Genomic DNA, 13808 nt, shown 5'->3' with positions numbered 1-13808 from the left:
GGCGGAGCCGGACCCTTGCTGCCCCTGGACAGGGCTGCTTCGTGCGGTGCGGGTCGCGCTCCGGCGTGGCTCAGCCCGCGCGTTTGGCCAGCAGCGCGCGTGCCACGCGTGAGCCGCTGGGCCGGCCGAGTTGTTCGCTGATGTAGGCACCGGCGTCCACCAGCGCGTCGAGATCGATGCCGGTCTGGATGTCCATGCCGTGCAGCAGGTAGACCACGTCTTCGGTTGCCACGTTGCCGGTGGCGCCCTTGGCATAGGGGCAGCCGCCCAGGCCGGACACCGAGGACTGGAAGTTCCACACGCCCAGTTCCAGCGCGGCCAGCGTGTTCGACAGCGCCTGGCCGTAGGTGTCGTGGAAGTGGCCCGACACGCTGTCGACGCCGTAGTGCCGCAGCGTGGCTTCGATGGCCGCCTGCACCTTGTGCGGCGTGCCCACGCCGATGGTGTCGGCCACGTCCACGCGCTGCACGCCAATGCCCTTCATCAACCCGGCCAGGTAGGCCACGCGCTCGGGGGCGATCTCGCCCTCGTAAGGGCAGCCCACGGTGCAGCTCATGGCGCCACGCACGCGGATGCCGGCCGCCAGCGCCGCCGCCACCACCGGCGCAAAACGCTCGATGCTCTCGGCGATGGAGCAGTTGATGTTCTTCTGGCTGAAGGCCTCGCTGGCGGCGCCGAACACCACGATCTCGTCGGGCTTGTCGAGCAGCGCGGCTTCATAGCCCTTGAGGTTGGGCGTGAGCACCGAGTACGCAATGCCGGGCTGGCGCGCGATGCCGCTCATCACCTCGTGGTTGTCCGCCATCTGCGGCACCCACTTCGGGCTGACGTAACTCGTGACCTCGATCTCCTTCAGCCCCGCGGCCTGCAGCCGGTGCACCAGCTCGACCTTGACCGCCGCAGGCACGGGCTGCTTCTCGTTCTGCAGGCCGTCGCGCGGGCCGACGTCGATGAGTTGAACGCGGGAGGGGAGTTTCATGGGGAGCTTTCGAGAAAGTCAGTAGCCACGCACCGCATCCACCACACCGGCGATGGCCTCGCCACGTTCGAGCGCGAGGATCTTGCCGCTGATCTGGTGGATGCTTTCTTCGCGCAGCGTGCGCGCCGAGGTGTGTGGTGTGACGGTGATTTTCGGGTGGTTCCAGAAACCATGCGAGGCGGGCAGGGGTTCGGTGCGGAACACGTCGAGCGTGGCGCCGGCCAGGTGGCCGCTGTCGAGCAGCGCGAGCAGGTCGTCGTCCACCAGGTGCGCGCCGCGTGCCACGTTGATCAGGTAGCCGCCCGGGCGCAAGCGCGAGAGCGTGTCGCGGTTGAGGATGTCGTGCGTGTCCGGCGTGAGCGGCAGCAGGTTCACCAGCACGCGGCACGAGGCGAGGAAACCGTCCAGCGCCTCGGGCCCGGCGTGGCATTGCACGCCTTCAATGGTTTTGGGTGAGCGGCTCCAGCCGTGCACCGGAAAGTCAAACTGCGCCAGCGCCTTGGCCGCGCGCTCGCCGAGCACGCCCAGGCCCATCACACCGACCGGGAAGTCGGCGCGTGCGCGCGGCTTGCGGTAGGTCCAGCGGCCTTCCGCGATGTCGGTGGCATAAGCGTCGAACTCGCGGAAGTGGCGGATCACCGCATGGCACACGTACTCGGCCATCTGCACCGACATGCCGGCGTCGTCCAGCCGCACCACCTTGGCCTGCGGCGGCAACCGGAGGCGAAGCAGCGCATCCACCCCCGCGCCGATGTTGAACAAGGTCTTGAGGCCGGGTTGTTCGTCCAGCAGTTGTTGGGGCGGCGTCCACACCACCGCGTGGTCGGCCGGCGCGGCGCCGGGTTGCCATTCGGAGACGTGGGCGTGCGGCAGGGCCATGCGAAGGCCGGCGAGCCAGGGTTCGGCTTTGGTGTTGGTGCAGCAGAAGGTGATGTTCATGCGGCGAGCTTAGGCCACCGAGAGCTTGAGCAGCTCGGCGCCCTCGTTCACCTGGTCGCCCGGCGCGTAGAGCAGCTCGGCCACGGTGCCGTCGGCCGGTGCCGCGATGGTGTGCTCCATCTTCATCGCCTCCATCACCGCCAGGGCCTGGCCCTTGGTCACCGTGTCACCGGCCTTCACCGCGAACGACACCACCTTGCCCGGCATGGGTGCGGTGAGGCGCCCGCCCTCGGCCGCGGTTTCGCCCGCATGGGCCAGCGCGTCGATCTCCAGGATCTGCGTGGCGCCGAGGCCGCAGAAGATGTGCACGTGTTCGCCCACCTGCCAGGTCTGCACCGTCTGGCCCTGGCCGTTGAAGCGCAGGTCCATGCGCGTGCCGGTGTCGGACGGCAGCGCGTCGAAGGTCAGCACGCCGCTCACCTCGCCGAAGGCGAGCTGCAAGGCGCCGTCGTGCAGGTAACTCAATTGAGCCTGCAAGACTTCGCCCTGGTACTCGAAGTCGAAGCGGCGCACGGTGATGCCGTGCGGGCGCCAGCCGTCGCGGCGCGAGAACGGGTCAACCCCTTCGCTCGCACGCTCGGCCAGCAGCGTCTGCGCCACGGTGGCGGCCACCGCCAGTGGTTTGCCGACTTTGTCCTGGTGGAACAAGGCATCGGCTTCGCGCGGGATCAGCGCGGTGTCCAGCTCGGCCTGCGCGAACGCGCGGCTGGTGACCACGTGGCGCAGGAACTGCACGTTGGTGGAGAGGCCGACGATGCGCGTCTCGGCCAATGCGGTGTCCAGCCGGGCCAGCGCTTCTGCGCGCGTGGCGCCGTGCACGATCAGCTTGGCGACCATGGAGTCGTAGAACGGGCTGATGGTGTCGCCTTCGCGCACGCCGTCGTCCACGCGCACCGTGCCCCTCTCGAAGCTGCTGCAGTCCGGCTTGCGGTACACCGTGAGCGTGCCGGTGGCGGGCAGGAAGTTGTTGTCCGGCGTTTCGGCGCAGATGCGCGCCTCGATGGCGTGGCCGTGGATGCGCAGGTCTTCCTGCTTCAGCGGCAGCGGTTCGCCCGAGGCCACGCGCAGCTGCCACTCCACCAGGTCCAGGCCGGTGATGGCTTCGGTCACCGGGTGCTCCACCTGCAGGCGGGTGTTCATCTCCATGAAATAGAAACGCATGGCTTCGGGGTGCGCGTAGCCCTCGGGCTGTTCCACGATGAATTCCACCGTGCCCGCACCCACATAGTTCACCGCCTTGGCCGCCGCCACGGCGGCTGCGCCCATCTGCGCGCGCAGCTCGGGCGTCATGCCGGGCGCGGGCGCTTCCTCCAGCACCTTCTGGTGGCGGCGCTGCACCGAACAGTCGCGCTCGAACAGGTAGACGCATTCACCGTGCGTGTCGCCGAACACCTGGATCTCGATGTGGCGCGGGCGTTGCACGTATTTCTCGATCAGCACCGCGTCGCTGCCGAAGCTGTTGCGCGCCTCGCGCTGGCAGCTCGCCAGCGCGTCGGCAAAGTCTGCGCTCTTCTCGACCACGCGCATGCCCTTGCCACCGCCACCGGCGCTGGCCTTGATGAGCGCGGGGTAACCGATGCGGTCGGCCTCGCGCTGCAGCAGCGCCGGGTCCTGGTCGGCACCGTGGTAACCCGGCACCAGCGGCACACCGGCTTTCTCCATCAGGCGCTTGGATTCGGCTTTGAGGCCCATGGCTTCGATGGCCGACGAGGGCGGGCCGATGAACACCAGGCCGGCCTTGGCGCAGGCATTGGCGAAGGCCTCGTTCTCGCTCAGGAAACCGTAACCGGGGTGGATGGCCTGCGCGCCCGTGGCCAACGCGGCCGCGATGATGCGCTCCCACTGCAGGTAACTGTCTTTCGGCGCGGAGCCGCCGATGTACACCGACTCGTCGCAGGCGGCGACGTGCTTGGCATGGGCATCGGCATCCGAATAGACGGCAACCGTCTTCACACCGAGGCGGCGCGCGGTGGCCGCGACACGGCAGGCAATCTCGCCCCGGTTGGCAATCAGGATCTTGGTGAACATCTCAGCTTTCCTTCGGAACAAGGGCGAACACACGGCGCCAGGCGGCGCGCAGGAACTTGAACAACATCCAGGTGACCACCCACATGAGCAGCACCATGAACACCAGCAGCACGGCGAACACCAGCGGGTGTTGCGTGGCAAGCCAGATCGCGCCCACGGCCAGCCCGTCTTCCAACAGGCTGGCGCCCACGTTGCTGAAGGGTTCGGGGGAGGCGTTCACCGCCGCGCGCGTGCTGGTCTTGGCGGCCTGGCTGGTGGCGGCCAGCGTGCCGCCCATGAGCGCGGCCACCAGCGCCATGGTGGCGCTGTCGGTGCCCAGCGCGCCGGCGGCGAGCGCGGCACCCGCGGGAATGCGGATCACGCTGTTGACCAGGTCCCACACGGAATCGACATAGGGAATCTTGTCGGCGAAGAACTCGACGAAGAGCATGAAGCCGCTGGCGCCGAGCAGCGCCGGGTGCTCCAGCACCTGCAGGCCGGGCGGCAGTTCGAGCCAGTTCATCCAGCCCAGCAGGCCGGTGACGAAGACCACGAGGTACAGGCGCAGCCCGCTGGCCCAGCCGAGCGCGGCGGCCAGCGCCAGCAGTTCCGGCGTGCCGAGGGATTGCAGTGCGTCGCTCATGGTGGTGACTCCTTGGGGTTCGGCCCTGGATCAGGGCAACCAGCCCGGCGGGCGCTTGCCGAGGAAGGACGCCAGGCCTTCGCGGCCCTCGTCGCTGGCGCGGACGTCGGCGATGCGGCGCGCGGTCTCGCTGCGCAGGGCTTCGGTGATCGGCAGGCCGCCCACATCCTGCACCAGGCGCTTGCATTCGCGCGTGGCCTTCGGGCCGTTGTCCACCAGCGTGGCGACCAGTTCGTCCACCTTGGCGTCCAGCGTCTCGGGGGTGGCGAGCTCGTGCACCATGCCGAGTGCGTGCGCACGCACCGCGCTGAAACGCTCGGCCGTCACCATGTAGCGGCGCGAGGCCTGCACGCCGAGCGCGCGCGCCACGTAGGGACTGATGGTGGCGGGCAGCAAACCCAGCCGCGCTTCGGAGAGGCAGAAGGTCGCGCCCTCCACCGCCACCAGCACATCGCAGATGGCGGCCAGGCCCATGCCGCCGGCATAACAGTCGCCCTGGATGCGGCCGATCACCGGCACCGGGCACTGGTCCAGCGTCCACAGCATGTCGGCCAGGCGCTGCGCGTCGGCGCGGTTCTGATCCCAGCTGTAGCCGGCCATGGTCTTCATCCAGTTCAGGTCGGCACCGGCGCAGAACGCCTTGCCGTGCGCACCCAGCACCACCACGCGCAGCGCCTCGTCTTTCGCCAGCTCGGTGAAGGTGGCGGTGAGCGCGGCGATCACGTCGTCGTTGAAGGCGTTGCGCACCTCGGGCCGGTTGAGCCACACCTTCGCCACGTGCGGCGTGGGGCGGGAAACGTCCAGAACATCACTCATCAAGAACTCCTTTTTTTGATCCGCTTCGCCTTCCAGCGCGCTTCCAGAAACACCGCGGAACCGGCTTTGCCGGGCCGCTGGTGTTGCCACCTTGAGGGGGTCGCGTGCAGCGCGGCGGGGGCGTTCAATATCTTTTGGCCACTTCTTCCAGCATCACTTCGGTCGCACCGCCACCGATGGCCAGCACACGCGCATCGCGCCACAGGCGTTCAATCGCCGTCTCACGGATGAAGCCCATGCCGCCGTGGAACTGCTGGCAGGTCTGCACCACTTCGTTGACCAGTTCCCCCGTGAGCGCCTTGAGCATGGAGACCTCCTGCACGATGTCCCTGCCCTGCGTGACGCTCCAGGCGCAGTGGTACATGAACTGCTGCGCGGCGCGTGTCTTGGCGTCCAGCATGGCGATGCGCTGGCGGATGGTCTGCTTGTCCCACAGCGTGGCGCCGAAGGCCTGGCGCTGGCGCACGTAATCGAGCGTGAGCTGGATCGCCTGCGTGCAGTGGCCCACCGCCATGGCGGCCAGCGCGATGCGCTCGGTCTGGAAGTTCTTCATCACCGAATAGAACCCCTTGCCCTCTTCACCGAGCAGGTTCTCTTCCGGAATGCGCACGTTGTCGAACACCAGTTCGGCCGTGTCGCTGGAGAGCCAGCCGGTCTTGTGCAACGCGCGGCCCACGCTGAACCCCGGCGTGCCTTTTTCGACGATGAACATGGTGACGTCGTGCCGCGCCGTGCCGGTCTTGGCGGCGACGAAGTACAGGTCGGCGTGCACGCCGTTGGTGATGAACATCTTGGTGCCGTTGAGCACCCACTCGTTGCCGTCCTTGCGCGCCGTGGTGCGGATGCCGGCCACGTCGGAGCCCGCGCCGGGCTCGGTGATGCCGACGGCGGTGATCAGCTCGCCCGCGGTCACGCGCTGCATGTAGCGGGCTTTCTGCGCCGCATTGCCCGCGTGGTGCAGGTGCGGGCCGGCCATGTCGGTGTGCACCAGCACGGTGATGATGAAGCCGCCAAAGGTGGATTGCGACAGCGCTTCGGCGAACACCAGATTGGTCATCGCGTCGGCGTCGCCGCCGCCGTACTCGCCCTCGAACATCAGACCGAGCAGCCCGGCCTGGCCCATGCGGCGCAACACCTCGCGCGGCACCATGCCGGTGTTTTCCCAGGCGGCGGCGTGTGGCTCCACCTCGCGTTCCAGGAAGCGCGCAACCTGGTCGCGCAGCAGCTCGTGCTCGGGGCTCAGATAGATGTTGTCCATGCGTCTACAGGTGCTTTGGTTTCTGCAACTGGCGGATCCAGTCGAGCTCGGGCGCGGCGTGGCCCAGCGCCGTCAGCGCGGCCGTGATCTGCCCACGGTGGTGGGTGCCGTGGTTGAACACGTGGCCCAGCGTGGCGGCCTTGGGCACCACGCTGGGCTGGCCGTCGGAGCGCACGTAGTGCAACTCGCCACCCAGGTTCTCGGGCGCCTGCGTGCCCAGCCAGCCAACCCAGCGTTGCGCGGCGGCCCGCAACTCGGCCAGCAGGGCCGCGCGGTCGCGGAACAGCTCGGCGTCCAGCGACAGGCGGGGCGAGTGGTTCTCGAAGAAGCGGGCCTGCCAGATGCGTTCGGCCACGAGCAGGTGGTTCAGCGTGCCGTGGATGCTGTGGAAGAACAGCCGCACATCGGCCCGGTAGTCGGCCTCGGGCAAACGCTCGATGGCTTCGCCGAGCAGGCGCTCGGTGGCCCACTGGTGGTGGCCCGCCTGGTGCTGGAAATGTTGAAGCAACGCGTGCATGCCGTGCCTCACATGCGGAAGACGCCGAACTTCGGCTCGCCGATGGGCGTATTGAGCGTGGCAGACAAGGCCAGGCCCAGCACGCGGCGCGTGTCGGCGGGGTCGATCACGCCGTCGTCCCACAGGCGGGCGCTGGCGTAATACGGGTGCGACTGGTGCGCGAACTGGTCGAGCAGCGGCTGCTTGAACTGCGCCTCTTCTTCGGCGCTCCAGTTGCCGCCCTTGGCTTCGATGCCGTCGCGCCGCACGGTGGCGAGCACACTCGCGGCCTGCTCGCCGCCCATCACGCTGATGCGCGCGTTGGGCCACATCCAGAGGAAGCGCGGGCTGTAGGCGCGGCCGCACATGCCGTAGTTGCCGGCGCCGTAGCTGCCGCCGATGATGATGGTGAACTTGGGCACCTGCGCGGTGGCCACCGCCGTGACCATCTTGGCGCCGTGGCGCGCGATGCCCTCGCTCTCGTACTTGCGGCCGACCATGAAGCCGGTGATGTTCTGCAGGAACAGCAGCGGCACCTTGCGCTGGCAGCAGAGTTCGATGAAGTGCGCGCCCTTCTGCGCGCTTTCCGAGAACAACACGCCGTTGTTGGCGACGATGCCGATGGGCATGCCCTCGATGTGCGCGAAACCGCAGACCAGGGTGGCGCCGTAGCGCGCCTTGAACTCGTGGAACTCGCTGCCATCGACGATGCGGGCAATGATCTCGCGCACGTCGTAGGGCTTGCGCGTGTCGGCCGGGATCACGCCGTAGATTTCCTTCGGGTCGTACAGCGGCGCGCGCGGTTCGCGCAGCGCCTGCGTGACTTCCTTGCGGCGGTTGAGCGTGGCCACGGCCTGGCGCGCCAGCGCGAGGGCATGCGCGTCGTTCTGCGCCAGGTGGTCGGCCACGCCCGAGAGGCGCGTGTGCACGTCGCCGCCGCCCAGGTCTTCGGCGCTCACGATCTCGCCAATGGCAGCCTTCACCAGCGGCGGGCCGCCCAGGAAGATGGTGCCCTGGTTCTTGACGATGATGGTTTCGTCGCTCATCGCGGGCACGTAGGCGCCGCCCGCCGTGCACGAGCCCATGACCACCGCGATCTGCGCGATGCCGTTGGCGCTCATGTTGGCCTGGTTGTAGAAGATGCGGCCGAAGTGATCGCGGTCGGGGAACACGTCGTCCTGGTTCGGCAGGTTGGCGCCGCCCGAATCCACCAGGTAGATGCAGGTCAGGTTGTTCTGCATCGCCACCTCCTGCGCCCGCAGGTGTTTCTTCACCGTCATCGGGTAGTAGGTGCCGCCCTTCACCGTGGCGTCGTTGCAGACGATCAGGCAATCCACACCGCTCACGCGGCCGATACCGGCGATCACGCCGGCGCAGGGAGCGCTGTCGGTGCCGTCGCGGTCGGGGTACATGTTGAGCGCGGCCAGCGGGCTGAGCTCCAGGAAGGGCGTGCCCGGGTCCAGCAGCATCTGCACACGGTCGCGTGGCAGCAGCTTGCCGCGTGCGGTGTGCTTGGCGCGGGCCGCCTCGCCGCCACCGAGCGCGGCCTTGTGGATCTGTGCCTTGAGGTCGTCGACCACCGCCTGCATGGCCTGGGCATTGGCCTGGAAGTCGGCGGAACGGGCGTTGAGTTGTGTCTCCAGGATCGGCATGGCGGCATCCGTTGTGGTGTTTCGGGGCATTGTGGAGGATAGAGAGGTGGGCCGGGCAATGCCCGTCACGCAGGTTGCAAATGCTGCCAAAGCATAAGAAACTTGGCCCCATGCCTTCATCCTCCCACCGCCGCGCGCCGGCCGCGCCCGGCCTTGCTGCACTGCGCGACGGACCGGCGGCCACACCCATGGCTTTTGTGCGCGCCATGGTGGCGGCCTACGCGGCCCGCGGCATGGACCCGGCGGCGGCGCTGGCCGCGGCACAAATCACGCCAGCGGAACTGCGCAAAAGCCAGGCCCGCATCACCGCCGCGCAGATGGAGGCGGTGTCGTACGCGGCCATGCGCGAACTCGACGACGAAGGCCTGGGCTGCTTCACACGCGCCCTGCCCTGGGGCAGTTATGGCCTGCTGGCGCGGGCCTCGTTGTCGGCGCCCACGCTGGGCGTGGCGCTCAAGCGCTGGTGCCGCCACCATGGCCTGATCACCGACGACGTGGCGCTGTCGCTGGAGGTGGTGGGCGACACCGCGCGCCTGGTGCTGCGGCCGCACCACCGGCCCGATCCACTCGCCGAGTTCTGTGTGGTCTCGGTGCTGCGCAACATCCACGGCCTGGCGAGCTGGTACGTGGACTCGCGCATCCCGCTGCAGGGCGCGGCGTTTCCCTACGCGCCACCGCCGCATGTGGACGCGTATGCCGTGCTGTTCGACGGGCCGGCTCGCTTCGGTGTGGGCGAAGAAGCCGCCATCGCCTTCGACGCGCGTTACCTCGCGCTGCCGCTGCGGCGCGACGAGGCCGCCATGCACCAGCTGCTGCAGCGCGCCCTGCCACTCACCGTGCGCTCCTACCGGCGCGACCGCCTGCTGGTGCAGCGCGTGCGCCAGGTGCTGGCCACGCAGCCGCTGGACGCGCACAACGCCGACGACCTGGCCGCCCTGCTCAACGTCTCGGCACGCACCCTGCACCGCCAGTTGAAGGACGAAGGCGCTTCATTGCAGACCTTGAAGGACGAGGTGCGCCGCCAGCGCGCCACCGAGCTGCTGCTGCGCACGCGCCGCCCGATCAAGCAGGTGGCGCAGGACAGCGGTTTTCAGAACGAGAAGAGCTTCATCCGCGCCTTCAAGGGCTGGACCGGATGCGCTCCCGGTGAGTTTCGAAACGCCGAGACAACGCCAGTCTGACGACGGGGCTACCTGGAAAGTATCCAGGGCACGATGATGTCAATCTGCGTGTCGGATATCTGTGGATTGCTGGGCATCGGTGTTGTACCGAAAACGCCCGCCCCTCCAAAACGAATCTTGTCCTCCAGCACGCCAGGCACCGGTGGATTGCCTCGGTAATGAGCCGCGATGGTTTCAAACGTCAAGAACGATGTGTTGCCCGAGACCGCGTGACACATCAGGCAATTGGCACGCTGCAGGATCTCCATGGGTTCAACAGCGGGTGGTGGCGGGACAGGAGGAAGCGCGCAAGACTCGTACTTGATGCCATTGGCATGCAACTCAGACCATGCGAGCACACCGCCTTCATTCATTCGGCAAAAGACACCCTTGACCCCATACCGCCCCGGGGTTTCGCTGGAGACATGGTCAAAGCCGTCCTGAACCACGGCTTTGGATTGCCCGCTGCACACCTCGCCATTCACCGTCCACGTCCATGTCTGCGCAGGACATTTGGCGACAGGCGGGGGCTGGGTGTCCCAACAAACCGATTGAGGCCGTTCGCGCCAGGTGCCGTTCGAACATTCGAACGATGCATTCCCGATCACCACCCCGTCGCGGTCTTCTACACCCATGACATTGCCCGCAATGGACAGCGGAAGACTGGCCGAACATTGGCCACCCACGCCAGTCCAACTGACCGTGGAGGCCGCACAGGCAGCCGGAGCAGCGGGTGGCACCTCGACCACGCGCCGCACGGGCAGCGTACGGTCCAGGCCGGTGGGAAAACCGTCAACCCCGAGAGTCAGATCTCCTTCGTAAAGCACTTCGCCTTCCAGTCGCCAGAGATCGTCGAGATCAAAGCCTTGCACCAGTGTCGCCGGTAACGCAAGCCTGACCGCGCTGCCGATGATGGCGATATCGGGCGAGCCGCCCGATGCGAAAGGCGTGTCACTCTGACCAATCGAAAATCGGACCTGGTCCGCAACCACGCCGCCGACCATCGCCGCGCCGACAATGGTCACGGTATTGCGGGGATTGTTGTTCGCCAGCGATCCCAATGGAACGACCGCACACTGATCGTCGGCGTAGAAATCGACGCGATAGGAAAAGGACGCCGTGCGGTCAGAGACGCGAACCACATTGGATGTGATGCGCCCATACACCTCGCCACCTTGGTCCAGGTTGACATCGGTGCCCAAGAACTCGCAGCCTGCCACGTACTGGCCGACATACGTTTGAATGCTGTTGGCAAGAGGGGCGACATCACCACCACCGCCAGAACCAGGGCTTCCGCCACCACCGCCCCCACCACCGCCACCTCCACAAGACAGCAACGCTGCGCTCAGCGCGATCGCCCCCACGGCGCGAATCCCAGCAATCATTTGAACCCTTTTGATTTGTTCTTTCTTTTTTACACAACATCAGAGGGTCGCAGCCATCCGTACAGACCCGTATCGATGCACTGAGCGTGTCGAAACGACTCGCCAACGCCTGCATCAGGCAGAAGTGGAAAACAGGCCCCGTAACTCGTCCATGTGCGAGAACACGTGCGCCACCGGCAGGCCGTCGAAGGCGCGGCCGTGGCCCTCGGGGCAGTAGCCCCACACCGTGGCACCGGCGGCCAGGCCGGCCTGGGCACCGGTCAGCGTGTCTTCCACCACCAGGCAGCGCGCCGGGTCGGCGCCGAGGTGGCGGGCCGCCGCCAGGTACACGTCGGGCGCGGGTTTGGAGCGTGGCTGGTCGTGGCCGCTGAAGACCCTGTCGCCAAACAGCGGCAGCAGGCCCACCAGCTCCAGCTGCATCACCACCTTGGCGCGGTCGGCGCCCGAGGCGCAGGCGATGCGCCCGCCCAGCCGTTCGTGGATGGTGGCCACCGCGTCGAGCGCGCCCGCCATGGCCTTGAGTTCGGCCAGCAGGCGCACGTTGCGGCGCGCGTAGAAGCCTTGCAACCACGCTTCGGTGAAAGGCTTGCCGGTTTCGGCTTCGATGCGCGCGCGCTCGTCGCGCACCGCCTTGCCGATGAAGATCTGCATGCACTCGGCCGGGGTGATGGCCCAGCCGCTTTCGTTGAGCACCTCGCGCAGCACACCGTTGGTGATGGGTTCGCTGTCGACCAGCACGCCGTCGCAGTCGAAAAGCACTGCATCAAAAAGCATGGCGCACCCCCTGCGTCGCCTGCGGCGCCTCCCCCCTCAAGGGGGGCGACACCTGGGGCCGGCGGAGCCGGACCCTCGGTGTCTCTGGATAGGGTGGTTTCGCTCCGGGTGTCATGTCAGCTGTTCTCCATCAACGTAATACCAGTGGCCGTCTTCGCGCACGAAGCGGCTGCGTTCGTGCAGGCGCTGGCCGCGCCCCTGGTGCCGCGAGCGCGCGACGAACTCCACTTCGGCATGCGTCGCATCCACCGGGGTGTGGCGCTTCACGTCCAGCCCCAGCCACTTGATGCCCGGCTCCAGTTCGAGCGTGGAAGGCCGCTGGCTGGGGTGCCAGGTGGCCAGCAGGTGCGCCACGTCGCCGCGCACGAAAGCGGTGTAGCGTGAGCGCATCAGGGCTTCGGCGTCGGGCGCGGGCAGGCCGGTGCCGAGGTAGCGGCCGCAGCAGGCGGCGAAGGTGGCGGCACGGCCACAGGGGCAGGCGTCGGTGAGGGCGGGCTTGGTGGGTGGCATGAACAGGCGATTATCGATGTCCCTGGTGGCGCGGGGGTATCGGCCTGCGGTGTTCCAATGGCCATTTTCCGTCTCCCCTGTTTCACCTTTTTTGTTCCCGACAACAAGGACCACCATGAGCCAGCTCGACGCTTTCCCCATCACCCGGAAATGGCCCGCCGCCCACCCCGATCGCCTGCAGCTGTATTCGCTGCCCACGCCCAACGGCGTGAAGGTGTCGATCATGCTGGAGGAGACGGGCCTGCCCTACGAACCGCACCTGGTCAGCTTCGACAGCAACGACCAGATGTCCCCGGCCTTTCTCTCGCTCAACCCGAACAACAAGATCCCCGCCATCCTCGACCCCAACGGGCCCAACGGCCAGCCGCTGGCGCTGTGGGAATCGGGCGCGATCCTGATTTACCTGGCGGGCAAGACCGGCCGTTTCCTGCCCGAGGACGTGGCCGCGAAGTACCAGACCCTGCAGTGGCTGATGTTCCAGATGGGTGGCGTGGGCCCGATGTTTGGCCAGCTCGGTTTCTTCCACAAGTTCGCCGGCAAGGAATTTGAAGACAAGCGCCCGCGCGACCGCTACGTGAACGAAAGCAAGCGCCTGCTCAACGTGTTGAACCAGCACATGGCAGGCCGCGCCTGGCTGATGGGCGACGAATACACCATCGCCGACATCGCGACCTGGCCCTGGGTGCGCAACTTGGTCGGCTTCTACGGCGCGGGCGACATCGTGGGCTTCAAGGACTTCCCCGAACTCACCCGCGTGCTCAACGCTTTCGAGGCCCGCCCGGCGGTGCAACGCGGGCTGAACATTCCGGCGCGCGGCTGAGGTCTGCGCCGGGCGTGGCTTTCGCGCCCTCTTCCGCTGGCGGGAGAGGGTTGGGGTGTTGGCGGGAAGAGGTGTTGCTTCTGGCGGGCCCCTCACCCCGGCCCTCTCCCCAGAGGGGCGAGGGAGCAAGAGGGCCACGCACGCGCGAGGTGCCACACGCGAAGTCACGCCTGCGAGTAGTGAGGGTCATCGCGAAAAGAGGCGCTGCTTCTGGCGGGCCCCTCACCCCGGCCCTCTCCCCAGAGGGGCGAGGGAGCAAGAGGGCCACGCACGCGCGCGAGGTGCCCCGCGCGACGTGCCTCCATCCAGAGGCATCGAGGGACGGCTCCGCCGGCCCAAGCTGCCGTCCCCCCTCCCAGCGCCGCAGGC

The 13808-nt window shown here is 67.6% G+C and carries 13 protein-coding genes; 2 read left to right on the top strand and 11 right to left on the bottom strand.

Annotated elements, in window-relative coordinates; translation table 11 throughout:
- Window positions 1–70: 70 nt before the first annotated feature.
- The 8 genes from HPA01S_RS21235 to HPA01S_RS21200 form a co-directional block, all read right to left on the bottom strand.
- The gene (locus tag HPA01S_RS21235; protein WP_066273289.1) at window positions 71–979 is read right to left on the bottom strand and encodes a hydroxymethylglutaryl-CoA lyase; all 909 of its coding nucleotides are present in this window, start codon (window positions 977–979) and stop codon (window positions 71–73) included.
- Between the two features lie 18 nt (window positions 980–997).
- Window positions 998–1918 (bottom strand): 2-hydroxyacid dehydrogenase, encoded by a 921-nt coding sequence (locus HPA01S_RS21230; RefSeq protein ID WP_066273287.1) that lies wholly within the window; start codon window positions 1916–1918, stop codon window positions 998–1000.
- 9 nt (window positions 1919–1927) lie between these two features.
- Complete coding sequence (locus HPA01S_RS21225; protein WP_066273285.1) at window positions 1928–3946, bottom strand: acetyl/propionyl/methylcrotonyl-CoA carboxylase subunit alpha; 2019 nt, start codon at window positions 3944–3946, stop codon at window positions 1928–1930.
- A 1-nt stretch (window position 3947) separates the two neighbouring features.
- The gene (locus HPA01S_RS21220; protein ID WP_066273283.1) at window positions 3948–4568 is read right to left on the bottom strand and encodes a DUF4126 domain-containing protein; all 621 of its coding nucleotides are present in this window, start codon (window positions 4566–4568) and stop codon (window positions 3948–3950) included.
- Between the two features lie 30 nt (window positions 4569–4598).
- Complete coding sequence (locus HPA01S_RS21215) at window positions 4599–5384, bottom strand: enoyl-CoA hydratase/isomerase family protein (RefSeq protein ID WP_066273280.1); 786 nt, start codon at window positions 5382–5384, stop codon at window positions 4599–4601.
- Between the two features lie 124 nt (window positions 5385–5508).
- Window positions 5509–6642, bottom strand: coding sequence for an acyl-CoA dehydrogenase family protein (locus tag HPA01S_RS21210; protein ID WP_066273279.1), 1134 nt, complete (start codon window positions 6640–6642; stop codon window positions 5509–5511).
- A gap of 4 nt (window positions 6643–6646) precedes the next feature.
- On the bottom strand, window positions 6647–7159 hold the full coding sequence (locus tag HPA01S_RS21205) for a DinB family protein (RefSeq protein WP_066273278.1): 513 nt from the start codon (window positions 7157–7159) through the stop codon (window positions 6647–6649).
- An 8-nt stretch (window positions 7160–7167) separates the two neighbouring features.
- Window positions 7168–8790, bottom strand: a complete 1623-nt coding sequence (locus tag HPA01S_RS21200; protein ID WP_066273277.1) for a carboxyl transferase domain-containing protein — start codon at window positions 8788–8790, stop codon at window positions 7168–7170.
- A gap of 110 nt (window positions 8791–8900) precedes the next feature.
- On the opposite strand from HPA01S_RS21200, the gene HPA01S_RS21195 reads away from it, so the two are divergent.
- The gene (locus HPA01S_RS21195; protein ID WP_084360890.1) at window positions 8901–9971 is read left to right on the top strand and encodes an AraC family transcriptional regulator; all 1071 of its coding nucleotides are present in this window, start codon (window positions 8901–8903) and stop codon (window positions 9969–9971) included.
- Between the two features lie 8 nt (window positions 9972–9979).
- Here the strand turns inward: HPA01S_RS21195 and HPA01S_RS23280 are convergent, their stop codons facing one another.
- The 3 genes from HPA01S_RS23280 to HPA01S_RS21175 form a co-directional block, all read right to left on the bottom strand.
- Window positions 9980–11335, bottom strand: coding sequence for a c-type cytochrome (locus tag HPA01S_RS23280; RefSeq protein ID WP_157085134.1), 1356 nt, complete (start codon window positions 11333–11335; stop codon window positions 9980–9982).
- 114 nt (window positions 11336–11449) lie between these two features.
- Window positions 11450–12109 (bottom strand): HAD family hydrolase, encoded by a 660-nt coding sequence (locus HPA01S_RS21180; protein WP_066273271.1) that lies wholly within the window; start codon window positions 12107–12109, stop codon window positions 11450–11452.
- 111 nt (window positions 12110–12220) lie between these two features.
- A complete protein-coding gene (locus HPA01S_RS21175) occupies window positions 12221–12619 on the bottom strand; it encodes a YchJ family protein (protein ID WP_066273269.1) in 399 nt (132 codons plus the stop codon).
- Window positions 12620–12734: 115 nt separating this feature from the next.
- Between HPA01S_RS21175 and HPA01S_RS21170 the strand changes: the two genes are divergently transcribed.
- The gene (locus tag HPA01S_RS21170; protein ID WP_066273267.1) at window positions 12735–13439 is read left to right on the top strand and encodes a glutathione S-transferase N-terminal domain-containing protein; all 705 of its coding nucleotides are present in this window, start codon (window positions 12735–12737) and stop codon (window positions 13437–13439) included.
- The last annotated feature ends 369 nt before the right edge of the window (window positions 13440–13808 follow it).

Origin of the sequence: Hydrogenophaga palleronii NBRC 102513 (genome assembly GCF_001571225.1) — a bacterium.
GTDB classification, from domain to species: Bacteria; Pseudomonadota; Gammaproteobacteria; order Burkholderiales; family Burkholderiaceae_C; genus Hydrogenophaga; species Hydrogenophaga palleronii.
This window is presented reverse-complemented; position numbering and strand designations above follow the sequence as displayed.

Bases quoted from the DNA above. Each gene is read 5' to 3' on its own strand.
- HPA01S_RS21175 (WP_066273269.1), bottom strand. From the start codon at position 12,619: ATGCCACCCACCAAGCCCGCCCTCACCGACGCCTGCCCCTGTGGCCGT.
- HPA01S_RS21225 (WP_066273285.1), bottom strand. From the start codon at position 3,946: ATGTTCACCAAGATCCTGATTGCCAACCGGGGCGAGATTGCCTGCCGT.
- HPA01S_RS21230 (WP_066273287.1), bottom strand. From the start codon at position 1,918: ATGAACATCACCTTCTGCTGCACCAACACCAAAGCCGAACCCTGGCTC.
- HPA01S_RS21215 (WP_066273280.1), bottom strand. From the start codon at position 5,384: ATGAGTGATGTTCTGGACGTTTCCCGCCCCACGCCGCACGTGGCGAAG.
- HPA01S_RS23280 (WP_157085134.1), bottom strand. From the start codon at position 11,335: ATGATTGCTGGGATTCGCGCCGTGGGGGCGATCGCGCTGAGCGCAGCG.
- HPA01S_RS21170 (WP_066273267.1), top strand. From the start codon at position 12,735: ATGAGCCAGCTCGACGCTTTCCCCATCACCCGGAAATGGCCCGCCGCC.
- HPA01S_RS21180 (WP_066273271.1), bottom strand. From the start codon at position 12,109: ATGCTTTTTGATGCAGTGCTTTTCGACTGCGACGGCGTGCTGGTCGAC.
- HPA01S_RS21205 (WP_066273278.1), bottom strand. From the start codon at position 7,159: ATGCACGCGTTGCTTCAACATTTCCAGCACCAGGCGGGCCACCACCAG.
- HPA01S_RS21235 (WP_066273289.1), bottom strand. From the start codon at position 979: ATGAAACTCCCCTCCCGCGTTCAACTCATCGACGTCGGCCCGCGCGAC.
- HPA01S_RS21210 (WP_066273279.1), bottom strand. From the start codon at position 6,642: ATGGACAACATCTATCTGAGCCCCGAGCACGAGCTGCTGCGCGACCAG.
- HPA01S_RS21220 (WP_066273283.1), bottom strand. From the start codon at position 4,568: ATGAGCGACGCACTGCAATCCCTCGGCACGCCGGAACTGCTGGCGCTG.
- HPA01S_RS21195 (WP_084360890.1), top strand. From the start codon at position 8,901: ATGCCTTCATCCTCCCACCGCCGCGCGCCGGCCGCGCCCGGCCTTGCT.
- HPA01S_RS21200 (WP_066273277.1), bottom strand. From the start codon at position 8,790: ATGCCGATCCTGGAGACACAACTCAACGCCCGTTCCGCCGACTTCCAG.